The following is a 22,765-nucleotide window of genomic DNA, read 5'->3' on the forward strand; positions in this document are numbered from 1 at the left end:
CTTTTTTTGGACAGATGCTCCGAAGGCTGGCGTCAAGGATGCGATCCTTGCGCTTTTCGGCGAGCAAGAAAAGCCCGACTTCCTTTCGGAGGCCGGGGCTTTGGATGGCTGGCTATCGCAAGCATCGTTGGTTGCGGGGAGGCGCAACACCCGATTATTGCGATTGATTGAACAAGAGATTCCGAAGCTTTTTGCATGAGTAGACTCTGACTGCGGCCTCCTATTGAGAACTGCCCGTTATCAATGGCTTACTGGTCGCGCCGGTATTTTCAGGCCGCAGATGGATAGTCGTAGCACGATCATGGTGCGGAGGCTGAAGAGCAGAGCGTGCGTGGGCACGCGCGACCTCAGCCCTCCGGCTGGAGCAGTCCAAGAGTATCGTGCAGGGTTGGGCCGTCGTACTTGGTGCGGAACAGGCCACGACGTTGCAGTTCCGGCACGAGGCCGTGGACCAGCGGTTTCTGATCATCCGTCGCCATCACAAGGTGTCCACTTATTTTGGCGGACACCTCATGCATTAGCTAGAGCACTCAAAAGCAAGGATGCGGAGAAATTCGCGCTTACCCAGCAAGGACGGTACCGCTCGATCAATCACTGGGCTTGTGCGGACATAAACTGATGCCAAGATGCAGTAGACGAGGAACAACAACATATTCCCGTCGGGAGGCGATCTTGCGCTGATAGCCCACGTCTACAAGTGTCGCGACGCAGCGCGGGACGACATACTTCTAGCGCGGTGCCGGCAACCACCTGATAAAAAGAGGTCATCGCCGGAAGTCTCCAAGACCCGCGGGTCTCGTTCAAGCGTCGTTAGATGTAGGAGGAGCCGCCTTCCGTCATTTAGCGAATTTTTCAGGTCGTGGAATCCGTAGCCAGTTTTCATGTTGCTCCACGGTTGCCAAAACCACCTCGATCGCGGCTTTTACGGAACCCCTATGGTCCTCAAGGCGACATGCTGCCGACGTCCACCAATGGATTGGATCATTCTGGAGCGAGCGCCACACGAGCTCTTTGGTGCCTCCATCGCCACGGCGCTTTAGGAAGCGTGGCGTCGTAAACGTAACCGCTTGTTCCGTTCGGAGGAGAGCCGCGGTCATTCTAACGCCATGGAGAATCTTTGACGGAGAGTATCCTCCTTCAGCGCACAGTCTGAGCAACTCATCATAAAGGCCCGGAGCGTAATGTCGCGCGAACTGCACCAAGGGATATGGGCTAAGATCATCTAGGAAAATCCTTGGCTGGGAACAAAGTGGATGCGTGGCATCCATCACAATCCCAAGGGATTGAGCAAGTGGGGGGGATACCCAAAACCCCCTATCATCGAAGGGAAGCCGAAGGACGCCGATGTCGATGTCGCCTGCTCTCAGGAGGCTCTCCTGATCGGCAGTGCAGGCTTCCACAGGCTCAGCTTCAATCCGGAGTTGCTCAAGTCGGCGAACCAATTCTTCTATCACCACCCGAGACGTTTCTGGCGGGAGAGCAATTCGCACTCGGTGCCTGCGACTTGGGGATTGAGACCGAGCTGCTCGTACGGCCGCGTCAAACGCCAGAATGGCGTCGCGAGCGTAAGGAACAAGTGCCTCGCCCGCTTGTGTTAGCTCGACTTTCTTGCTCGTCCGATCAAATAGTTTGACGCCAATTTCCTCCTCCATGTCAGCAATGCGCTTGGACAGCGGAGGCTGGCTCATATGCAGTGCTCGTGCAGCCTTTGCGAAGCTCAGCGCCTCGGCCACTGCGAGAAAGTATCTGAAATGCCGGACATCCATTCCCTGCGATCCTCAAGCCCTGCGATCGATCGCTTTCGACCATGCCTGAGTATACCAGATCTGGACAGCCGTCACTCGCCGCCGTGCCAGCCATTCAATCGAGATAGGGCATGCCCGGCGTGAACGATGATAGGGGTGATGCGGGCGCTCGCTTCCTCGATGGACCATCGGGCTGTTGGGCAAGACACAGCCAAAGCGGCACAAGCGGTGCCATCCACATTAAGGATCGGCGCAGCGATAGACAGCCCACCCAGGAACAGTGGCGGCTCGATAAGCGAAAAGCCACGTACGCGAACTTCTTCCAGTCTCCTGAGCAGCTCGTCATTGGACGCCCATCGCGAACCGGTGCGCGAACGGATCTTCTCGACAATTTTCAGCTGCGCGATTTCGGGCATGTCTGCCACGAGAACCCATCCGGACGCAGACCCCTCGATAGGATACCGTGCACCGACAGGCACGGAGGCGCTAATAACTTGCGAACTCGGGACACTGGAAACGACGACAATCTCGGATCGATCCAAACGAGCGAGGGTCACCGTCTCATCGAACCGCTCGGCAATGTCGCGCAAAAACGGCTGAGCGAGTTCAATTAGGTTATCTGCTGCGATATATCGCGAACCTAAGCTGAGGCTCTTAGGCGCCAGACTCAGTTGCTTGGTCTCCTCTTCACGCTGCAGATAACCGAGCTCACTTAGCGTGTAGACAATCCGCTGGATTGCGCTGCGCCCCAACCCTGTTTTGAGGCTCAGCTGCGCTATATTCATCGCGGGGCTGCGCGCCCCGAAGGCCTCGAGGACGATGAAGCACTTCTCGATAGCTTCGACAAAGAGGCGGTCGTCTCGATAGTCCGTGAAACTACCGCTCGCTGAATTCTGCGAAGCCATGGTCTCACGCATCGTGGGTGCGGTCGAGCAAGATCGTATCGGAAGGGCTCCAGGTAACCCAGACGTGGTCTCCTGATGCGAGCGTGGCGAGCGGTTTGTGGCTCGACAACAACTTGACGCTCAAGGCGATATTACCGGCCGCGCGGAGCCGGACACGACTAACACCACCGATAAACTCAACGCCCTCCACGGTGCAAGCCAGCTTGTTATCGGCTGCGGTCTGGCCAGGGGTTGCCGCGATTGAGATGCTCTCAGGACGCATCATCGCAAACGCTTGCTCGCCCGGCTTGAGAGTACAAGGCTGAGTGCTCCGAACCGAACCTGCTCCTTCGTCGAGTTCAACTTCAATGGTGGAACCTGATGAGGTTACTTTACCCGGAAGAACGTTCGACTCGCCCAGGAATTCCGCAACAAACTTGCTGGTCGGCTGATAATAGAGTTCGCGAGCTGCTGAAAGCTGGGCAATCGAGCCGTTGTTCATGACGCAGATCCGATCGGAGAGCGCCATAGCTTCGTCCTGATCGTGCGTGACATACAGTGCGGTGATGCCAAGCTGCCTATGAAGTCGCTTGATCTCAAACTGCATGGCTTCACGCAAGCCCTTGTCCAGAGCACCAAGCGGTTCGTCCATCAAAATGACCGGCGGATCATAGACGAGGCAGCGAGCGATCGACACGCGCTGCTGCTGCCCGCCAGACAGTTGACTAGGTTTCCGATCAGTCAGTTGGTCGAGTCGGACAGTGGCCAGCACGGCCCGCACACGGTCAGCGATCTCATTCTTGGCCACACCCCGCACTTTCAACGGAAAGGCGACATTGTCGAAAACGGTCATATGCGGGATTAGCGCGTAATGCTGGAAGACCATGCCGAGGTTGCGTTCGCGTGACGGCAGGTGCGTGATGTCACGGCCGTCCAGCAGCACTCGCCCTGTTGAAGGCATTGCGGCGCCGGCAACGATGTTGAGGAGCGTGGTCTTACCGGATCCTGAGGGCCCAAGTAGGCTGACAAACTCTCCCTTTCGGATAACGAGATCGGTAGCCGCTAAGGCAGTCATATCACCATATTGCTTGCTAACTCCATCAACCCGGAGTCGGACAGCTTCGGAATTCGCGGTGGCGTTCACGGATGAGCCCCTAGTGTGTTGGGTTTCGCTGGAGGAGCGCTGCGCCGAGGCATGCTGCTGCCGATACAATGGTCAGGAGAGTAGCAACCGCAGCCAGAACCGGTGACACTTCCCAATGAATTGCCGTGAACATCTTGACGGGTAAGGTGGTGGCCGAGGTGCCGCTCAAGAACCACGAGAGCACGACCTCATCGAAGGACATCAAGAATGCGAACAGAAAACTCACCAAGATGGTTGGCCGAAGTTGCGGAATAACGACATATCGCAGCACTTGCGACCGGTTGGCGCCCAAAACCTGCACAGCCAGTTCGATCCGCGCATCAAGCGCCTTCAATCCGGAACTAGCTGTTACGACTACGAAAGGCAGGACATAGGCCGTGTGGGCGAGGATGATGCCTGTCTTCGTTCCCGACAGGCCGGCTCGCCCTAGATAGAGATAGACGCCCAGGGCGAGGACGATACTTGGGACAAGCAGCGGACTCATCAATATCAGCTGCACCGCCGAGCGGCCTCTTATCCATGCCCTTGCGAGCCCATATGCTGCGGGCACGCCAACAAGAAGAGCGATCAAGGAGCTGACAAGCGCAACTTCAATGCTCGTCCAGAGCGATGTCATCCAGATTTCATCAGCGAAGAACCGCCGAAAGAGTCCTAGTGACCAAGTTGCCGGGGGAAACTGTACCTCGGCGCTGTCGCCGAACGCGATCGGGATAACGATCAGAGTAGGTAGCAGCAGGAAGATGTAGACCGCCCACGCCAGGCAAGAGCCAATTCGGCGCCAAAGGGTCGTAGCCAGATCAGAGACCATTGTATCCCCCTTAGAGAAGACTCTCGCCGCGTTTCGCCCGGAGCAGTGCGGTAATGAGCAAGCCAGAGAGACAGAGCAGGATGATCGAGATGGCAGACGCGGTTGGCCAGTCCAGAACTTCCCGGGTGTAAAAATCGATGAGGTTGGCGATCATCATATCCTGTCGCCCCCCCAGCAGGGCAGGGGTTACGAAAAAGCCCAGAGACAGCGTCAAGCTCATAAGCGTACCCGCCAGTAGACCAGGTAGGCTGGCGGGCAAGATCGCATTCCAGAAAATTCGAACTGGACCCGCACCCATGACCGCCATGGCGCGCTCAATGCTCTGATTGCGTCCCAAAAGGCTCGCTAGAACCGGCAAGATGACAAACGGAACAAGGTAGTGGGTAAGGCCAATCATCACGCCCACTCGGTTGAATAGCATGGTGACGCCCGCCTCACTGCCGAAGATAGCTCGCAGCGTGCGATTGATCACGCCCTGGTCCCCAAGGAGGACGATAAAGGCGAAGCTCTTCACCAGGATGCTGGTCCAGAACGGAAGCATCACAAGTGCCATTAACAGGGCCCGTCTACGAGGAGGTTGGAGCGCCAGGTGGAACGCCGCAGGATAGGCAATCAGCACCGTCAAGGCGGTCGCCTGCAGGCTTATCGTAAGAGTGTTGCCTAAGACGCGCTGGAAAAGCGGCTCGCCGACAAGTGCGACGTAGTGCTGGGCCGACGGCGGGGTATCTAAGCTAAACGAGAGCGTGAATATCAGCGGAACAAGGAAGACACCCGCGAGAAGCAGCAGCGCGGGGGCCAAGTAGGCCCAGCCTTCTAGTGGCCGCAATGTGAAAGATGACATGCTTTTGAACCGTCTGCCTGGTGAGCGGAGTAATCCGCCCACCAAATTTCAGTAGGGTGACTTTCAGTTGCTCAAATCAAAAGCCACTGCTTGAACCGAGCCTGCAGCTTGTCAAAATTCTCTCCCCACCACTCATCGTTCAGTATTGCAGAATTCGGGCCTTCCAGATTTGGGACCCACTTGCGGGAAGCTTCGCTCATGAGGGGCACCGCCTTTTGATTGTTTGGCAGGAGACCGAGTTCGTCTGCAAAAGCCGCCTGTCGATCAGGACGCAAAATGAACGCGATGAACTGCATCGCTTCAGGTTTGTTGGGGCTCGCTTTGGGCACCGTCAGATAACTCACGCCCAGCAGCACTTGCTGCAGGGCGAAATCGATGGAAGCGCCCGATTCCTGCGCAACTTTGGCCCGATTCGAGTAGGTGTAGGAATAGTCGACCTCGCCGTTCTGGATCAACGAGATCGTTTGGGGCGTCTGCTCAACCCACTTCGTGACAATCGGCTTGATCGTGTCGAGCTTTCGGAACGCTCGCTCGACATCCAGGGGGTAGAGATCCTTCGGCGCTACGCCGTCGGCGATCAATGCGATTTCGAGCATCTCGGAAACTCGCGTCCGGAGCGCTCGCTTTCCGGGGAAAGCCTTCGCATCGAAAAATTCCTTGAAATTCGTGGGGTGCTTGCCTTCCGGGTGTGTTTTCGGGTCGAACGCGATGCCCCCCGCGAAGAAGTACATGCCGACGCGGTGTTCTGAGGCCGGAAGCTTGAGGTTGTCAGACTTGATGACGTCGCGGTCGAGAGGGGCCCAGAATCCCTGTTTCGTCCCGGCCAATGCTACTGCCCCAGACGCATCGAACACATCCCATTCAGAGCGGCCCATGATGGATTGGGCCTTGAGCTTCGCTAGGTCCGGGCCATCCGCAACTGCGACATTGATGCCGGTTTCTTTGGTAAAGGGCGCGATCCAGTGCTTCTTCATCGCCTCAACCAGCGAGCCGCCCCAGCTCACGACCGTGATCGATTTGGATTGAGCCAGGGCACTACCGGTAATGGCAGGAGCGACTATCCCACCAATGCCGATGGCGCTGGCACCAGCGAGAATTTGTCGTCGATTCATACCGAGCTTGGTCTTAGTCATCGCATTCCCCTCTTCTTTCTGGTTATGACACAAGTGGTGGGTGACTACCGTAAGCGCGTGGCGCTTCCTTCGATTTTCCAGACTTCGGTACGGCTCTCGCTTGAAGCAGCGCCGTTCACCGCGACCCTGAAATCGACCTTGTCGGACAGCACCGCGATGATTGCGGGAAAGAGCTCACCGATTGCGTCGTGGATCTCGTCCGGAAATCCGTCCTGTAACGGCGCAAACTGCCGGCGTTCGATAAAGAACGAGCCATCTTTGCTGCGGCTCTGATGTTCGATGCCCAAGTCGCTCAAGATGTCCGAAAGAAGCCTGGCCATAGCGGGTGCATCTTTTTCAGCGCAGCCGAACCGGCTGGCGATTTCGCGAGCGTACTGCGTTCCGATGCCCCTTGCAGCTTGCGCTACAAGGTAGGCGGCATAAGGCACGCCATACGATCGCACCAAGACCCCGACAGGTCCGGCGGTATAACCCTCAGCGTAGCGGCGCCTCGCCTTAGCCAGCCGTTCAAGAGGCCATTCTGCTTCGTCCAGTCGGGGCGCGATCGCCGGATCGAAACCCGGACTACGGTCCACCGTCTCGAACTTCAGAGCCTCATCGTATGTAATATCGTGATCGTATTCGATGAAGTAGCCTTCATCGTAAGGGGCGCCATGCTGGTAAAGCTTGGTGCATACATACCCCAGACGCGGACAACCGAGCCAGGTACCGTTGTTCTGGTGCCAAGCACGGAACGCCCCAATCTGCGTCGAGGCCGGGATGGCGAGCAGCCCCGAGCCGGGGTACGCCCACGCCGGCGCGAGATAGCGGATCCAAGCTTTCTTCGGGCCTTCTTCGGCGTACTCCATATCAACCGCGCCGACTGCGCAATTCGACAGGTAGTGATACTTGGCAGCGGCGATCGCGGGCGGATCCTTGTCGATGCCGAGCTTCTTAAGACCAGCGATGAAGTGCTTGGCACCGTGTGAGCGCATGAAATTGAACTTGAGGTCAGCAACGCCTGACTCGCCCTTTTCCCTCATGGTGACCAGTTGCAATCCGGCGTACATGCGGGACCAGAGATAGGTGCTAAATTCGACGCTCGACAGTTCGGTAGGCATGATTGGGTAATCTCCAATGGGGGACCGTTCGGGCAACGCTTGGAAACGCCGTCCGGGGGAACTTCGCTCGGGGTATTCGTGGCTCGGCGCCTCGCGGCGCGGGTTGTGTCCAGCTTCAGCTATCAGCCTTCGGCCAATTTCTTTCGGTAACGGCGGCATTCGAAAAAGCGCTCGATCTCCTTTTGCGGCGCACCGACGTTGAACGCCTGCTCATAGGCTTCCATGGCCATGGCGATCGCCTTTCGATAGCGATCTTCGTCAAGCAAAGTATTGGCGCGTTTTGACAGGCTGTAAGCGACTTGAGGCTGCTTGGACAGCCGCTCCGCTGCTCTCAAAGCAGCGCTAAGCACGCCTTCTTGCGGGACTATCTCATGAACGAATCCGAGGCTGCGGGCTTCTTCGGCGTTCATCAAGCGGCCTTGCAGAGAGAGCTCAATAGCGCGCCGCCCCACTCGCTCCCACATCAGCCACGTCCCGAATATACTCGGCAGGCCGGAATTGATTTCCGTCTGGCCCATCGTCACGCCGGCGTGCGTAACGACGAAATCGCAGAACTGGGTGACCTGGAAACCGGAACCGGCTGCGACGCCATTCACCGCAGCGATAAATGGCTTTGGAAATTGTCTGACGGCATCGTAACAGCGGGTCAGGCGTCCAAGCCACGACCCGATTTCCGACCCATCTTTGAATGCTTGTAGCTCCCAAAGATCTTGACCTGAACAGAATGCCTTGTCGCCTGCGCCGGTCAGGATCGCCGCCCTGATGCCTGGATCGCCCCCCGCTGCCGTAAGATGGCCTGCCAGTTGATCTCGAACGTCAGACGTCCACGCGTTGTATCGATTGAGGCGGTTGATCTTCAGGATCAAGACCCCCTCGCGAACCTCGCTCAAGAGCTCGTCGGAGTTTGGCTGGTTTTGGGGAGCTTCCAACATGACCCGGCTCCCTCAGACGTTCCGGACAGGCTTAAACCCGGCCTTCTCGGCGTCCCAAGCCGCGTTCAAATCAACGACGATATCGTTCTTTTTTATGCGCTGAGTCGGGCCCCGCGGGAACTCATCGACGATCTGAATGTAGCGGGGAATTTGGTAGTACGCGAGGCGCTCGCTGCAGAACTGCGCGATAGTCAGCGGGTCCGCCTCAGCCCCGTCCTTGGCCTTCACAACCGCCAAGATATCCTGCTCTCCCATGGGCGATGCTACGCCCAAAACCGCGGACTCTTCAACGTTCGGAGCGGCATTGAGCACCCGCTCAACCTCCCATGCCGAGACATTTTCTCCCCGCCGGCGCAAGGCATCCTTCTTACGGCCCTTGAAGTAGAAATTGCCATCTTGATCGGTGGAGGCTGTGTCACCCGTATAGACGCAGCCATCGGCTCGGAGCACCTCCGCCGTCTTCTCGGGATCGCCAAAATACCCCAGCATGGTAATACCGGGCATCTTAGGCTTCAGCACGATTTCGCCGACGACGCCTGGCCCAACACGGTCCCCGTGGTCATCAACCAACCAGCTGTCAAACTCTTCTACCGGTGTGCCAATGGAGCCGAGGACATCCCGCATGTTGATGTGGGTGAAATTCTGACCTTCGCTAAGGCCATAACCCTCGCGGACGATCAGCCCGAACCGTTCTTCGAACTGACGCCAGGTGTCTTTCGGGCAAGCGGCGCCCCAAGCAATAGACACGGTGTTGTTACGCTCGCTCTCAGTCACGAGCTGCGAGAGGAGGATATTGATCAGGCCGCCCAGATAGTGAAATTTTGTAGCCTTTGCATCGGCGATCTGGTCCCAGAGTTTGGAGGCACTTAACCGCTCGACCATATAGATGCTCAGACCATGATGAAGAGCCATCATGACGGTCATCCAAGCTGCCACATGGTAGAAGGGCTCCCACAGGAAGAAAACATCATCCCGGTTGGCTTCGGACAATACGCCTGCGTTTTTTGCGCCGATCCAATAAAATCGGTCCGACAACATTGCGCCTTTGGGCGCACCGGTCGTACCGGAGGTGTAGTTAATCGCAAGAAGATCGTCGAGCGATCGCGAAACGGGGGTCACCGCCGACCGGCTAGCGCGGAGGAGATCGTTGAGACTGTGTTCGGAATTTCGGTTATCGCCATCCTCGAACCAGATCAGGACGGGGGCTTTGGGGACCGTTGCGAAAGCCGCACGTACCGCATCCGTTTGAACGCGATTGGCCACAAAAGCGGATGGCTTTGCACTCGAAACCTGGAGCTCGATGCCTGCGCTCTTGAGGTGAACGCTGAACGGCACTGCCGCAGCACCAATCCAGGAGGTCGCCAGATAGAGGGCAATGTGCTCGACGGAAGTGGTCAGCATAAAGCCGACCCGATCGCCACGTTTCACACCAGCCTCTTGGAGCGCGCCCGCCATTTCCTGGACTTTGGCGAGCAGGCTGCGAAACGTCGTTTGCTGCCCCTTGAATTTGCAGAAGACGCGATCGCCTGAGTCTTGGGCACGCGCGAGGAGAAGCTGGGGGATCGTCTGCATCGAGCCTGTCTCTAGGTTCGCGGCGCTTCAGTTCGGCCGAGTTGAGCGATTGTGTAGCGATTGCCGTTGATCGACCAATACCAATTGCACCTCGATCGATATCGTTTTGGAATTGATAGCGCCGCACTTGGAATTTGGAACTGACGCGTCGCAGAAGCCGAACGCTTAGCCTCGGAAGGCGACCGACGACACATCAGCGCCTTAAGATTCTCAGCGAAATCGTAGGGAAGCCTGGACACCGATCCACCTGGGATGGTGGTGCTTTAGCTTAGCTCCAGACCTAGGTGCTGCACGAAAACAGATGTTTAACGGGGCGTCTCTTGCAGGATCCACTCAAGGAAAGCGCGAGATAGAGGTCTGCCGCCCCTCCGGAACGACCACGTACGTAGTAGCTTTTTCAGTTCGCCAGCCGGCGACCGGAGAAGAGTTCGGGAAGCTCAAGACAATCACCGCTACCGCCAGCGCTGCTGCCATAGACGCTGCGCGCAACGCATTCAAAGCCTGGCGACTGTACCGCCGTAGAAAGGCTCAGCGCCGCTTGATCAACGGTCAGGTGCAGTCTCCGCGAGCAGCCACTCCCGGAATGCGGCGAGCGGCGGGTACTTCGCCCGTTCGGAAGGCCAGACGAGGTAATATCGTTCGGGACTTTCCATAGGCAGGTTGATGGCTCGGACCAGCTTGCGGCTCGCGAGCTCATCCTGGATGAGGAAGGTCGGCAGCAGCGCCACGCCAAGACCGGCGATCGCCGCCTGGGCTGCGGTGGCAAACTGGTCGAACACCATCCCCTGAGTGGTCCTGCCGGGCGCATCGTGAATCAAGAACCACCGGTCCCAGGCATGAAAGCGCGTGGAGATGCTGAGCAGCGGCGCGTTTCGGAGATCGCCGGCAACACGGAAGTGGTATTGGCGCTTCAGGCCGGGACTGCAGGCCGGGATGACCTGTTCCGACCGCAACAGAGCCATCTCGGCGCCGGGCCATTCCGGCTGGCCGAAATGAATCGCAGCGTCGAGCGACTCGACCCGGAAATCGAAATAGGACAACCGCGTTGCCAGGTTGATGGTGATCCCGGGATTTGCTGCCAGGAACCTCGGCAGACGCGGCGCGAGCCAGCGGGTGCCGAACGTCGGCAGGATGGCGAGATTGAGGCTCCCGCCCCTCGGGTTCGCATGAAGATTGAACGAGGCGGTGCTGATCTTGTGGAGCGCTTCGCGAATCTCGCGCGCATAGGATTCGCCGACGGAGTTCAGTCGAACGGTCTGCCGCTCGCGGATGAAGAGCTCCACCTCGAGCTGCTCCTCCAGCATCTTGATCTGCCGGCTGACGGCGCTTTGGGTCAGCTGAAGCTCGCGCGCGGCCAGCGTCATGCTGCCGGTCCGCGCGGTGGCTTCGAACGCCGCCAGCACGGCGGTGGAGGGAAGAAAACGGCGAGGTGTCTGCGGATCCATTGCTATCATTCCAATTCAGAATGACCTTCTGAGCAAACATCGTTTGAATTGGCCGATCAAGCAAGGTCTAATCGCCGGATCATAACGAAATAGCATGAACTTGGGATCGGTCCGTCGATGACGGCCGATCCGCCGTCGACGGAGATGATGATGCCAGCGCTGCGCGCGGATGCGGACGAGATCCGTACTTTGTTTTCCCGCGCCATGTCGGACATGTACCGGGCCGAAGTGCCGCAATACGGCACCCTGGTGGAACTCGTCAACGACACCAATCGCGAGACCTTGCGGCAGCACCAGCAGCTGCGGGCGAGTCTCGCGCGCAGTGACGAGCTCGAGCGGTTGGGTGTCGAGCGTCACGGTGCCATCCGGCTCGGCCGCGCCGACGAATTGCGCGACATGCGCCGCGTCTTTGCGGTGATGGGGATGCATCCGGTCGGTTACTACGACCTGTCGATCGCCTGCGTGCCCGTCCATGCCACGGCCTTCCGGCCGATCGACGATGCCGCGCTTCGCCGCAACCCGTTCCGGGTCTTCACCTCGCTGCTGCGCCTCGACCTGATCGAGCATGAGAGCCTGCGCGCCGAGGCGGAGCAAATCCTAGGTCGGCGTCGCATCTTCACGCCGCGGGCGCTCGAACTGGTCGGCACCTTCGAGACGACGGGTCATCTGACCATCGCGCAGGCGGATGAGTTCGTTCGCGAAGCCCTGGAGACGTTCCGCTGGCACAGCGAGGCCACGGTCAGCCTGGAGGTTTACAGCAAGCTGCACGCGACCCATCGACTGATCGCCGACGTGGTGAGCTTTCGCGGCCCGCACATCAACCATCTGACGCCACGCACGCTGGATATCGATGCCGTCCAGGCCGCAATGCCACGGCGCGGCATCGCGCCGAAGGCGATCATCGAAGGTCCGCCGCGCCGCGACTGCCCGATCCTGCTGCGTCAGACCAGCTTCAAGGCGCTGGAGGAACCGATCCTGTTCCGGCAGGCCAATGAGACGATGGCAGCCGGGACACATACCGCCCGCTTCGGCGAGATCGAGCAGCGCGGCGTTGCGCTCACGCCCAAGGGTCGCGAGCTCTACGACCGATTGCTCGCCTCCGTGCGGCAGGCCGGTGCGGCCGGCGCATCCGCACGCGACTACGACAGCGAACTGGCCGAGCGCTTCAAGATGTTCCCGGACGATTGGTCGGAGCTTCGCGCGCAAGGGCTCGCCTTCTTCCGCTATTCGGCGACGTCGGCGGGCATTGAGGCATGCAAGCGGCATCCGCCGCCATCCAGCCTCGATGATTTGCTGGCTGCGGGTTTTCTGCGCTACGATCCGATCGTCTACGAGGATTTCCTCCCGGTCAGTGCGGCAGGAATTTTCCAGTCGAATCTCGGCACCGACCAGCAGCAAAACTACGCGGCGCGCTCCAACCGGGCTGCGTTCGAAGTCGCCCTCGGTGCTGGGGTTCACGATGAAATGAAGCTGTACGCGCAGGCGGAAAGGACCTCCCTGGAGCAGGCCGTGCGCCAGCTCGGGTCACCGCACCTTGCATGCCGGGCGATGGCCTGATTGAACCGCCCTTCAACTATCCAAGAGAAATCGCCATGACCATCACGACCCAGACCCCAGCACGCGCCGTCAAATCCCTGGCGGACGAGGCAGACGCGCTCCTCGCCGCACTCGGCGTCAAGCGGAGCCGCTACACCGGCGGCAAGCTGACGGCTCGATCGCCGATAACAGGCGAGATCACGGGCCATGTGAACGAGATCGGTGCCGCCGATGCACAGGCGGCGATCGACAAGGCGCACGCGGCCTTCCTCGAATGGCGGCTTGTCCCCGCTCCGAAGCGCGGCGAACTCGTCCGCCTGCTTGGCGAGGAATTGCGCGCCAACAAGCCGGCGCTCGGCAGGCTGGTATCGATCGAGGCCGGCAAGATCGCGTCCGAGGGCCTCGGCGAGGTCCAGGAGATGATCGATATCTGCGACTTCGCGGTGGGTCTGTCGCGCCAGCTCTATGGCCTGACCATCGCGACCGAGCGCAGCGAGCACCGGATGATGGAAAGCTGGCATCCGCTCGGCGTGACCGGGATCATCTCGGCGTTCAACTTCCCGGTCGCGGTGTGGTCCTGGAATGCTGCGCTGGCGCTGATCTGCGGCAACAGCATCGTCTGGAAGCCGTCGGAGAAAACGCCGCTGACGGCGCTTGCGACCGAAGCGCTGTTCGATCGCGCGCTCGCGCGTTTCAAGGCAGAAGGCGGCACGGCGCCGGACGGGCTGTCCGCGGTTCTGTTCGGCGGCTGCGAGATTGGTGAGATCCTCGTCGATCACGCCAAGGTGCCTCTGGTGTCGGCAACCGGCTCGACTGCGATGGGGCGCGTCGTCGGGCCGCGGCTGGCCAAACGCTTTGCGCGCGCGATCCTCGAACTCGGCGGCAACAACGCCGCAATCGTCGCGCCGACGGCCGACCTCGACCTGACCTTGCGCGGCGTCGCGTTCGCCGCCATGGGCACCGCTGGTCAGCGCTGCACGACGCTGCGGCGCCTGTTCGTCCACGACAGCGTCTACGACACGTTCCTGCCGCGCCTGAAGCGCGCCTATGAGTCTGTGACGATCGGCGATCCGCTCAAGGACGGCACCCTGGTCGGTCCGCTGATCGACGGCGCGGCCTACGCATCGATGCAGAAAGCGCTGGGCGAGGCGCGCACTGCGGGCGGCACAGTGTTCGGCGGCGAGCGGGTTCGCACTGACGGCGGCGATGAGGCCTATTATGTCCGCCCGGCGCTGGTCGAGATCGCGAGCCAGGTCGGTCCCGTCGAGCACGAGACCTTCGCGCCGATTCTCTACGTCATCAAGTATCGTGACTTCGATGCGGTGCTCGACCTGCACAACGCGGTCCCACAGGGTCTGTCGTCCTCGATCTTCACCAATGATCTGCGCGAAGCCGAAGCCTTCCTGTCGGTACGCGGTTCGGATTGCGGCATCGCCAACGTCAATATCGGCCCGTCCGGCGCCGAGATCGGCGGCGCCTTCGGTGGCGAGAAGGAAACCGGCGGCGGGCGCGAGTCGGGCTCGGACGCCTGGAAGGCCTACATGCGCCGCGCGACCAATACGGTCAATTTCGGCCGGACATTGCCGCTCGCCCAGGGCGTCAAGTTCGACGTGGCGTAAGAGGACACATGAACGCCCCACTCCACAGCCCCGCGTTGTTCCGCCCCTCCCACCGCCTTTCGTCGATCGGCGTGTCGGAGATCCTGAAGATCAGCGGGCTCGCTGCGGAGATGAAACGCCAAGGCCGGGACGTTATCATTCTCGGCGCAGGCGAGCCGGATTTCGACACACCGGATACGATCAAGGAGGCAGCCGAGCGCGCGATGCGCGCCGGCGCGACCAAATATACCGCGCTCGACGGCGCACCGGAGCTTAAGGCCGCCATTCGCGCGAAGTTCAAACGCGACAACGAACTCGACTTCGCTCAGGACGAGATCACGGTGTCGGCCGGCGCCAAGCAGGTGCTCTTCAACGCCATGATGGCGACGATCAACCCCGGCGATGAGGTCATCATCCCGACCCCGTTCTGGGTGACCTACGCCGACATCGTCGCAATCGCCGGCGGCACGCCGGTGCTGGTGCCGTGCTCCGAGGCCAATGGCTTTCGTCTCTCGGCCGACGATCTCGCGCGCGCCATCACGCCTCGCACGCGTTGGGTGATGCTGAACTCGCCGTCCAATCCATCCGGCGCGGCCTATTCGGAGGCCGCCTACCGGCCGATCCTCGACGTGCTGCTCGCAAATCCGCAGGTCTGGCTGATGGTCGACGATATCTACGAGCACATCGTCTATGACGGCTTTCGCTTCGCCACGCCAGCAGCCATCGAGCCAGCGCTGCGCAGCCGGACGCTGACCATCAACGGTGTTTCGAAGGCCTATGCGATGACCGGCTGGCGCATCGGCTATGGCGCCGGACCAAGTGCCCTGATCCGGGCCATGGCCGTCGTGCAGAGCCAGTCGACCTCCTGCCCGTCGTCGGTCAGTCAGGCCGCAGCCATCGAGGCGCTGAACGGGCCGCAGGATTTTGTCCGCGACTGCTGCCGGTCGTTCCAGGAGCGGCGCGATCTTGTCGTCGGCGCGCTGAACAGGATCGACGGGATCACCTGCCGCGTGCCCGAGGGCGCTTTCTACACATTTGCAAGCTGTGCCGGCCTGATCGGCAAAATCACTCCTGACGGGCAAACGCTGGAGAACGACAGGGACTTTGTCGAGTATCTGCTGCGCGGCGCCGGCGTTGCGGTGGTGCCTGGTTCTGCTTTCGGGCTTGCTCCCTATTTCAGGATTTCCTACGCAACGTCTTTAGCTGAGCTGGAGGAAGCATGCCGGCGCATTGCGCACGCAACCGCTAGACTTTCGCAAATGGCGCGCTCACCCTGGTCGGATCTCGCGACCAACGCGGATACACACTAGCCCCAAAACATATAGTCGTCTGTCGATCAGCTTACTTTATTTGGTGCCGCAGTCTGCGCGGACGCTGGTCCAGCAAGCGCGAATTGAAATTGTTGAACTAGCGATCAAATGCAGTGGTCCATTCGCATCGACGCCCAATCACCAAAACTCGCCATAGGGTTTCGACGTGCCAGTGGAATTTCGCGACCTACGTTGGGCGATCGCCGCGTCCCAGCATCGAAGTCTCCGTCAAGCGGCTGAGATGCTCAGGGTCAAGCAGTCGACGCTCAGTCGCTGCCTGCGCAATCTCGAGCACAAGGTCGGCAGCACGCTCTTCGAGCGCACCAACGGTGGCACACGACCAACCATTCAAGGCTTGGAATTTCTCGATGCCGCCCGACGCATCGTGGGTGAGACGGAAGCCATAACGGCGCGCCTCAAAACCCACTCGCGTGGCGAGAGCGGCCGATTGATCATTGGCATCCATGCTTCCCTCTCGGCCGGCAATCTCCGGGCCACCCTCCTGGAGCACCGGCATCGCTTCCCTGATGTCGATTCACATCTCGTCGACGGGACAAGAGACCAACTGATCTCCGATCTCATCAATTCCGCCATTGATATCGCCTTGGTAGCCGAGCCCAATCCGAGGTGGAGTGACAAGTCATTACTGGTCTGGAGCGAACGCGTCGTCGTCGCTCTTCCCGAACACCATCCGCTGACAGCCCGCAATGTGGTTCACTGGGGCGAACTGCGGCAGGAAACCCTGTTGTTGTCGCAGCACGGCCCAGGACCGGAATTCCACAAGCTGCTCATCAGCAAGTTGGGAGCGGCCGATCCTTGCCCGGTGCTTCGCCATGATGTGTCGCTCGACCGGCTCCTCACCTTGGTCGGCGCCGGCTGGGGGATGTTGCTGGCCCTGGAAGGTGCGACCGGCGCTACCTATCCGGGCGTCACCTTCCGCGAGGTGCATGATGCAGAGGGCCCGACACGGCTGAGCTTCCGCGCCTACTGGCGGCAGGCCAACAGCAATCCATCACTGCGGCCGTTCCTCGATCTGCTTCGTGAACGCTATCCGGATCTCTCAGCTGAGCCAGGTACAGACTGACCACCGTTTCGTCGGGCCTTCGCAAAGGCGCGGTCAGTCGCCATAAAGCGCTCGATCATCGGCGCGATCAGTTTGCCGGGCTCGGTCGGCATGGTCGCGCTTCCTCCCCGCGTCAGAATCTCGGCGTAGCTTTTGAGATCCCTGAAGACCGCCGCCGGCAGCTCGACGGTGAGCTTGACTGGTTTGTCGTCTTCGAGCGGCCTAAGTTTGAGTTTTGTCACGGTGTTGCTCCCTTGCGGTACGGCGCCAGCACCAGATCGCGCGTGACGATCACGCGGACCGGGAAACCCGGCCGGATGGAAAGCGTGGGCTGGATGTTGAGTTGGCGCTGGACGATCTGCTGGCCGGTCTGGCTGATGCTGTTGGAGGCACCGCTGCGGATCGCTTGAACGAGGTTGTTCTCGTTCTGGCTGGTGCCCGCCTCAGCTCCGACGCTAAGCATGGTCGAGAGGACGGCGGCCTTGAACAGCATACCCCAATGGTTGTCGACCTCGTCCTCAAGCCCGGCATAACCGCCGGTGTCGGCGCCGGGCTGGCGCTCCAGCACGATTGAGTTGCCGTCCGGCATGATGATGCGGGTCCAGACCAGGAGGATCCGACTCTGGCCGAACGCAACGGAGCTGTCATACTGACCGATCAGCTTGGCACCCTGGGGTACCAAAAGATATTTGCCGGACGGACTATCATAGACCGCCTCGGTCACCTGGGCGGTGATTTGGCCTGGCAGATCAGACCTGATGCCCGTGATGAGCGCCGCCGGAATCACGGCGCCCGCCTGCACGACATAAGGAGAAACTTTGGCCTCGAGCCGGTCGGGACTGACCGTGCGCTTGTCCGTCGAAGCGTTGAGAAAGGCCGTCTTGCGATCCTGCATGTTCTGGGCTGATCCCGCATCGACGGGTGGTGACGTGGCCGTGGCTGTCGCAGTTGTGGCCGAGATATTTGGGATGACTTGGCTGGCGGTCTGCGGTTGCTGAACAGTCTGGGCGAAGAGGCGGCTGACGCGGGCCGCCTCGATCTCCTGGGATCTGTGCTGCGCCTCCGGATCGGGCACCGTTCCCGGGACCACGGTATTCGCTGCCGCGCCTGCGTTGAGGATCGGCTTGCCGAGATCGCCGGGCAACGGCGGCCCGAGCGGCGGCACTTGGCGCGGCAGGCCGGTATAGTCCTTCGGCAGGGCGGCGAGGCCCTCAGGTGAAGGGCGGTTCTGGGTGTTGAGCAACTCCTGGCCGGCTTGCTGCTTACTGCGGGTCTGGAGGGCGTAGCCAAGCGCGCCCGCGACCGCCAGCGCAGACACCGCACCGAGGCCGATCAGCATCTTGCGCGAGAGGCGCGTTACAGGGGGCCGCTCGCCCCGAAGCCGAAGATCCGGAGGCGCGACGGGTGGGACATCGTTCTGGCGTTCGTCTTCGCTGCCTATCGCCATGCGCGTGGCCTTCCGTCGGTGCGGACGATGCGCACGCGCCGCTCACTGTCCTTGTCACCGAGGCGCAATTCGGCGGCGGCGAACAGGCGATCGACGATGTAGTAGTTGCGGTTCGCGCGGTAATTCACCAGTTCGGAGCCACCGGCCGGACCGATGACGAACAGCGGCGGCATTTCGCCTTGAACGATCCCGCTGGGAAATTCGATGTAGACCTTATTCCCGTCGTCGAAGGCGCGCAGTGGACGCCAGGCCGGATCATCGCCCTCGATCGCGTAGCGGAAGTTGATCGAGCCAAGATCGACGCCGGCGGCGATCGGCGCGGCTGCTTCTGCCGTCGCATTCCGCTGCCGAAGCGCGATCAGCTGGTCCTCGGGATACTGCCAGGAGACCGAGGCCATATAGGTCTTCTCCGTCGAGCGTAGCTCGAGCAGATAGGTCCGCCGGTCGGTGTTGATGACGAGATTGGTGATCAACTCCGGCCGCGTCGGCTTGATCAGGATGTGAATCTTCCTGGCTGCACCGGTCCCGCTCTCGGTATCGCCGATGATCCAGCGCACGGTGTCGCCGGCAGCGACCGGACCCGAGCCGACAAGTTGCTCGCCCTCCTGGAGGGCGACATCGGTGATCTGGCCGGGCGCCGTATAGACCTGGTAGAGGGCTCCGCCCGAGAAGGGATAGACCTGGACCGCATTGATGAAACCGTTGCGGACTGGCTGCACGCGCGCTGCGGCATTGGCCTGTTTGACGCGAACTTTGGGATCGGCGGCTTCGGGGATGCGTTTGCCGGCGACAAGCGGTTTCAGCTGCCCCGGCAACGGAAGGGGTTTGGGCAATTCCACGATCTTGACCGGTGGCGGTGGATCGCTGGTCAGCGTCGCCGGCTCCGCGCTATCGTAGTTGATGTCGGGCGGGATGAAATTGTGCGCGCAGCCGCCAAGCGCCGAGACGGACATCAGCAAAGCCGCCATCGCGGATTTACGGAAACACGTGTCGCTGGCTTTCCGGTTTTGATGAATGATGTAGAAAGTAGCCGGACCTCCGGCATTTGGAGAAAACGGCGGGGTCATTGTCCCAGCTCCTTCGACCAGTTGATGGCGTTGACGTAGATACCGAGTGGATTCTTGCGCAGCCGGTCGGCGTCGGTGGGCGGCTGAATGGCGATGGTAAGGATCGCGGTCCAACGTGTGGTGCCGGCGAGCGCGCCGTCCTGATAGCGGTGCTCCACCCAGGCCACGCGAAAACTGTCTGATGAGGCGCGGATGACGCTGGAGACGTCGATTGCGACCTGCTGCTTGCCGAGACTGGCGAAGGGATCATTGGCGCGGGCGTAATCGTTCAGCGCCACCGCGCCCGCCGTGGTCGTAAAATCGTACGCTTTCAGCCAGTTCTCCCGCACGATGATCGGATCGGCTGGAAGCGAGCGCACCATCGCGATGAAGTGCGCGAGGTACCAGGCAATTTGCGGATCGCGCGGCCGGTAGTCGGCCACAGCGGGCGCCACGGCTTGTGCTTCGCCGAGCTTGTCGACCTGCACAACCCAGGGAACGACGGTGCCGTGCGCGGACTGCCAGACGAGCCCGCCGGCAAGGCCGCAAGAAAGGATCAACGAACCGAAGGCCATTAGCCGCCAGTTCTTTGCCTGCACGCGCGCTGAGCCGATGCGGTCGTCCCACGCTTGCGCGGCGCGCTGATACGGGGTTTCCGGTTCGAGCGTGCGGCCGTAGCGGACCGACGATCGCCTGAAGATTGACATCGATTATTCTCCTCCCCTGAGGTCGACGGAGTGGCCGCCGCCATGGCTGTCGCCGGATTTGAGGGCTTGCGCGGCCGTCTGCGCGCCGTGAACGATCGTCCGATTGCGCTTGACGCGCTGGGCCCAGGCGGGCGGACCGCTCTCGCTCGCCGCTCCAGGGGTGGCTCCATCGTTTGCGGCCGCGCCACGCTCAATGGTCCCCATGGTCGAGGAACCACCCGTGTTTGCGACACCGGCGCGGGCGCCAGAAGTGAAGCTCTCCGCCATGGCCCCCGCTGCTTGCGCAGCGGCGCGTCTTGCGGGAGCGGTCGCCGCGCTGGCTGCAGCGCGGCCGGCGCCACCGAGACCGGAAGCGATGCCGCCAGCGCCGGACCCGCCGGCTGATGCGAGGCTGTAGGCAGAGGACATGCCGCCTGCCATCGCCGCACCACCGCGTGCGGCGGCCGCAGCACCGGAGGTCGCGGCCATTGCTCCCCTCCCCGCGAGCCCAAGCCCCGCGCCCGCCGCCATCGCCGTGCCGGCAACGGCAAGGCCGGTGCCGACGGCAGCACCCGCGCCAAGCTGCGGTGCCCCGGACACAAGACCGGTTGCGATGCCGGGACCGAAGATGCCAAGGCCGAGCATGGCGAGCGAGGCGAGCACGACCGAGAGCGCCTGCTCGATGGTCGGTTGGCCGCCGGCATAGGCTGACGTGAACTGGGAGAACAGCCCGGAGCCGATGCCGACGATGACGGCTAGCACCATCACCTTGATGCCGGAAGCGACGACGTTGCCCAGTACCTTCTCCGCAAGGAACGCAGTTTTGTTGAACAGGGCGAAGGGAATGAGGATAAAGCCGGCGAGTGTCGTCAGCTTGAACTCGATCAGGGTCACGAACAGCTGCACTGCCAGAATGAAGAAGGCGATCAGCACCAGCAGCCAGGAGACCATCAGCACGGCGATTTGGACGAAATTGGCGAAGAAACTGGTGAAGCCCATCATCTGGCTCGCGGCGTCGAGCAACGGCTGTCCGGCATCTAAGCCGACCTGCGCAAGTCGGCCCGGCCGCAGGAAGTCTGCGGTCGATATCGACGAGCCGCCGGCCTTCAGGCCAAGGCCGGCGAAGCTGTTGAAGATGACGCCGGAGAGATTGTTGAAGTTGGTGACAATGAAGGCGAAGAAGCCGACATAGAGCGTCTTCTTCACCAGCCGCTGAAGAATGTCTTCGTCGGCGCCCCAGGCCCAGAATACGCCGGCCAAGGTGATGTCGACGACGATCAGCGTCGAGGCGAGGTAGGTGACCTCGCCTTTGATCAGGCCGAAGCCGGAGTCGATATAGGTGGTGTAGGTATTGAGGAAGGTGTCGATGACGCCGACATTGTTCATCACTCACCTCCTTCCTTGGCATTCGCCGTCGGCGGAGTGGCCGGCGCGGCCTGTGGCAGCAACGGCCGCGCCGGCCTGCCGAAGAAGCGCGCGCGGTTCTCCTCCCAGACCGCTCGGCAGTGCGGATCTTCGGCATCCTCCGGCCCGAGCGCGCGGCAGCGGCGCAGCTCGGCCGAGAGATCATCTGATACGGAGACGGCGGGAGCGTCGGACATGGCCCGCGGCACTGGGCGCCGATGGATATAGGACAGCGTGGCCATGAAGACGGCCAACAGGGCAACCATCGCGATTGCGCGCCAAAAATCCGAGCGATCCATCTTCCGCGCCTTCAGTTGCCGCTGAACATGGTGACGTTGCCGGGCTGGTAGCCGCTGCGCGCCGCAAAGATCTTGTATTGCTGGGCGCCTTGCGACTCCGTCGCCGTCACGCGTGCCTGCTCAAGCGCATCCGCCCGCCCCTTCGCGGCGAGAACCGCGACCAGGTCTGAGAGCTGCTGAGATTGCAGGGCAAGGAGCTGGTTGCCGGCTTGAGCTGCCTGTAGGGCGCCACTGGCGGACTGGCTGGCTGACACCAGCGACGTCATCGCGCTGGAGTTGGTCGGGATATTGCCGACGACGCCGGCCTGCACCTTCAGCGAGTCCTCGAAGGCGCCTACCGAGTTCTGCCAACGGGTTTGAGCGGCGGCGAACAGCGTCGCGTTGGACCCCGTGGTCGGCGCCGCGCCGTAGCTGCCGGAATATGCCGTTTGAATCTGCTGGACGTTGAAAGAAATATTCTGCGCCTGGCTCAGCAGCGATTGCGTCCGCGCGATCGTCGACTGGAGCTGCGCCAGCGTCGACATCGGCAGGCTGGCGAGGTTCTTCGCTTGATTCACCAGGCTCTGGGACTGGTTGGTCAGCATCTGGATCTGATTGTTGATCTGCTGCAGCTCGCGCGCCGCCGTCAGCACATTCTGGCTGAAGTTGGAGGGGTCGTAGACGATCCACTGCGCGTTAGCCCGCGTCGTCACAAGCGGCGGAAGCGACAGGGCGAGCGAGAGAGCGGTCGCGGCCACTAGGCTTGCGCGCGGCGTCTTGCGGGTGGTCATGA

Annotated in this window: 22 protein-coding genes; 4 read left to right on the forward strand and 18 right to left on the reverse strand. The window is 61.1% G+C overall.

Annotated features, from left to right (window positions below):
• Positions 1–347: 347 nt before the first annotated feature.
• From NLM33_RS49305 to NLM33_RS24580, 11 genes are all read right to left on the reverse strand, one after another.
• A complete protein-coding gene (locus tag NLM33_RS49305) occupies positions 348–479 on the reverse strand; it encodes a hypothetical protein (RefSeq protein WP_256570625.1) in 132 nt (43 codons plus the stop codon).
• A 357-nt stretch (positions 480–836) separates the two neighbouring features.
• On the reverse strand, positions 837–1,766 hold the full coding sequence (locus tag NLM33_RS49705) for a LysR family transcriptional regulator (protein WP_254128348.1): 930 nt from the start codon (positions 1,764–1,766) through the stop codon (positions 837–839).
• A gap of 71 nt (positions 1,767–1,837) precedes the next feature.
• Positions 1,838–2,650, reverse strand: a complete 813-nt coding sequence (locus NLM33_RS24540; RefSeq protein ID WP_254099599.1) for an IclR family transcriptional regulator — start codon at positions 2,648–2,650, stop codon at positions 1,838–1,840.
• Positions 2,651–2,654: 4 nt separating this feature from the next.
• A complete protein-coding gene (locus NLM33_RS24545; protein ID WP_254099601.1) occupies positions 2,655–3,773 on the reverse strand; it encodes an ABC transporter ATP-binding protein in 1,119 nt (372 codons plus the stop codon).
• Between the two features lie 10 nt (positions 3,774–3,783).
• Entirely contained in the window at positions 3,784–4,581 is a 798-nt protein-coding gene (locus NLM33_RS24550; protein ID WP_254099603.1) for an ABC transporter permease, read from the reverse strand.
• 10 nt (positions 4,582–4,591) lie between these two features.
• The gene (locus NLM33_RS24555; RefSeq protein ID WP_254099605.1) at positions 4,592–5,380 is read right to left on the reverse strand and encodes an ABC transporter permease; all 789 of its coding nucleotides are present in this window, start codon (positions 5,378–5,380) and stop codon (positions 4,592–4,594) included.
• A 113-nt stretch (positions 5,381–5,493) separates the two neighbouring features.
• A complete protein-coding gene (locus tag NLM33_RS24560; protein WP_254099607.1) occupies positions 5,494–6,555 on the reverse strand; it encodes an ABC transporter substrate-binding protein in 1,062 nt (353 codons plus the stop codon).
• A gap of 44 nt (positions 6,556–6,599) precedes the next feature.
• Positions 6,600–7,655 carry a hypothetical protein gene (locus NLM33_RS24565; RefSeq protein WP_254099609.1) on the reverse strand — a complete coding sequence of 352 codons (1,056 nt, stop codon included), beginning with the start codon at positions 7,653–7,655 and terminating at the stop codon, positions 6,600–6,602.
• Positions 7,656–7,777: 122 nt separating this feature from the next.
• On the reverse strand, positions 7,778–8,587 hold the full coding sequence (locus tag NLM33_RS24570; RefSeq protein ID WP_254099611.1) for an enoyl-CoA hydratase/isomerase family protein: 810 nt from the start codon (positions 8,585–8,587) through the stop codon (positions 7,778–7,780).
• Between the two features lie 12 nt (positions 8,588–8,599).
• Positions 8,600–10,159 (reverse strand): AMP-binding protein, encoded by a 1,560-nt coding sequence (locus NLM33_RS24575; RefSeq protein ID WP_254099613.1) that lies wholly within the window; start codon positions 10,157–10,159, stop codon positions 8,600–8,602.
• Between the two features lie 542 nt (positions 10,160–10,701).
• Positions 10,702–11,604 (reverse strand): LysR family transcriptional regulator, encoded by a 903-nt coding sequence (locus tag NLM33_RS24580; protein WP_254099615.1) that lies wholly within the window; start codon positions 11,602–11,604, stop codon positions 10,702–10,704.
• A 150-nt stretch (positions 11,605–11,754) separates the two neighbouring features.
• Here NLM33_RS24580 and NLM33_RS24585 point away from each other — a divergent pair, with 150 nt between their 5' ends.
• From NLM33_RS24585 to NLM33_RS24600, 4 genes are all read left to right on the forward strand, one after another.
• Positions 11,755–13,161, forward strand: coding sequence for a VOC family protein (locus NLM33_RS24585; RefSeq protein ID WP_371930133.1), 1,407 nt, complete (start codon positions 11,755–11,757; stop codon positions 13,159–13,161).
• Positions 13,162–13,196: 35 nt separating this feature from the next.
• On the forward strand, positions 13,197–14,759 hold the full coding sequence (locus tag NLM33_RS24590; RefSeq protein WP_254099619.1) for an aldehyde dehydrogenase family protein: 1,563 nt from the start codon (positions 13,197–13,199) through the stop codon (positions 14,757–14,759).
• Positions 14,760–14,767: 8 nt separating this feature from the next.
• The gene (locus tag NLM33_RS24595) at positions 14,768–16,048 is read left to right on the forward strand and encodes a pyridoxal phosphate-dependent aminotransferase (RefSeq protein WP_254099621.1); all 1,281 of its coding nucleotides are present in this window, start codon (positions 14,768–14,770) and stop codon (positions 16,046–16,048) included.
• 172 nt (positions 16,049–16,220) lie between these two features.
• Positions 16,221–17,132, forward strand: a complete 912-nt coding sequence (locus tag NLM33_RS24600; RefSeq protein ID WP_254099623.1) for a LysR family transcriptional regulator — start codon at positions 16,221–16,223, stop codon at positions 17,130–17,132.
• Here NLM33_RS24600 and NLM33_RS24605 read toward each other — a convergent pair.
• Genes NLM33_RS24605 through trbJ form a run of 7 tightly spaced genes read right to left on the reverse strand, consistent with a single transcriptional unit; the run spans position 17,096 to position 22,763 of the window.
• Positions 17,096–17,353 carry a DUF2274 domain-containing protein gene (locus tag NLM33_RS24605; RefSeq protein WP_254099625.1) on the reverse strand — a complete coding sequence of 86 codons (258 nt, stop codon included), beginning with the start codon at positions 17,351–17,353 and terminating at the stop codon, positions 17,096–17,098. The two genes, NLM33_RS24600 and NLM33_RS24605, sit on opposite strands and share 37 nt — an antisense overlap.
• Positions 17,350–18,558 (reverse strand): TrbI/VirB10 family protein, encoded by a 1,209-nt coding sequence (locus NLM33_RS24610; RefSeq protein WP_254099627.1) that lies wholly within the window; start codon positions 18,556–18,558, stop codon positions 17,350–17,352. The genes NLM33_RS24605 and NLM33_RS24610 overlap by 4 nt, the downstream gene beginning before the upstream one ends.
• Positions 18,549–19,625 carry a P-type conjugative transfer protein TrbG gene (trbG, locus tag NLM33_RS24615; protein WP_254099636.1) on the reverse strand — a complete coding sequence of 359 codons (1,077 nt, stop codon included), beginning with the start codon at positions 19,623–19,625 and terminating at the stop codon, positions 18,549–18,551. Before trbG ends, NLM33_RS24610 begins: the two co-directional genes overlap by 10 nt.
• Positions 19,622–20,311, reverse strand: coding sequence for a conjugal transfer protein TrbF (gene trbF / locus NLM33_RS24620; RefSeq protein ID WP_254099638.1), 690 nt, complete (start codon positions 20,309–20,311; stop codon positions 19,622–19,624). The genes trbG and trbF overlap by 4 nt, the downstream gene beginning before the upstream one ends.
• 3 nt (positions 20,312–20,314) lie before the next feature.
• Positions 20,315–21,676 (reverse strand): P-type conjugative transfer protein TrbL, encoded by a 1,362-nt coding sequence (trbL, locus tag NLM33_RS24625; RefSeq protein ID WP_254099646.1) that lies wholly within the window; start codon positions 21,674–21,676, stop codon positions 20,315–20,317.
• Positions 21,676–21,993, reverse strand: a complete 318-nt coding sequence (gene trbK-alt / locus NLM33_RS24630) for a putative entry exclusion protein TrbK-alt (RefSeq protein WP_254099648.1) — start codon at positions 21,991–21,993, stop codon at positions 21,676–21,678. Before trbK-alt ends, trbL begins: the two co-directional genes overlap by 1 nt.
• An 11-nt stretch (positions 21,994–22,004) precedes the next feature.
• The gene (gene trbJ, locus NLM33_RS24635) at positions 22,005–22,763 is read right to left on the reverse strand and encodes a P-type conjugative transfer protein TrbJ (protein ID WP_254099655.1); all 759 of its coding nucleotides are present in this window, start codon (positions 22,761–22,763) and stop codon (positions 22,005–22,007) included.
• Positions 22,764–22,765: the final 2 nt, after the last annotated feature.

The organism is Bradyrhizobium sp. CCGUVB1N3 (genome assembly GCF_024199925.1).
Lineage (GTDB): Bacteria > Pseudomonadota > Alphaproteobacteria > Rhizobiales > Xanthobacteraceae > Bradyrhizobium.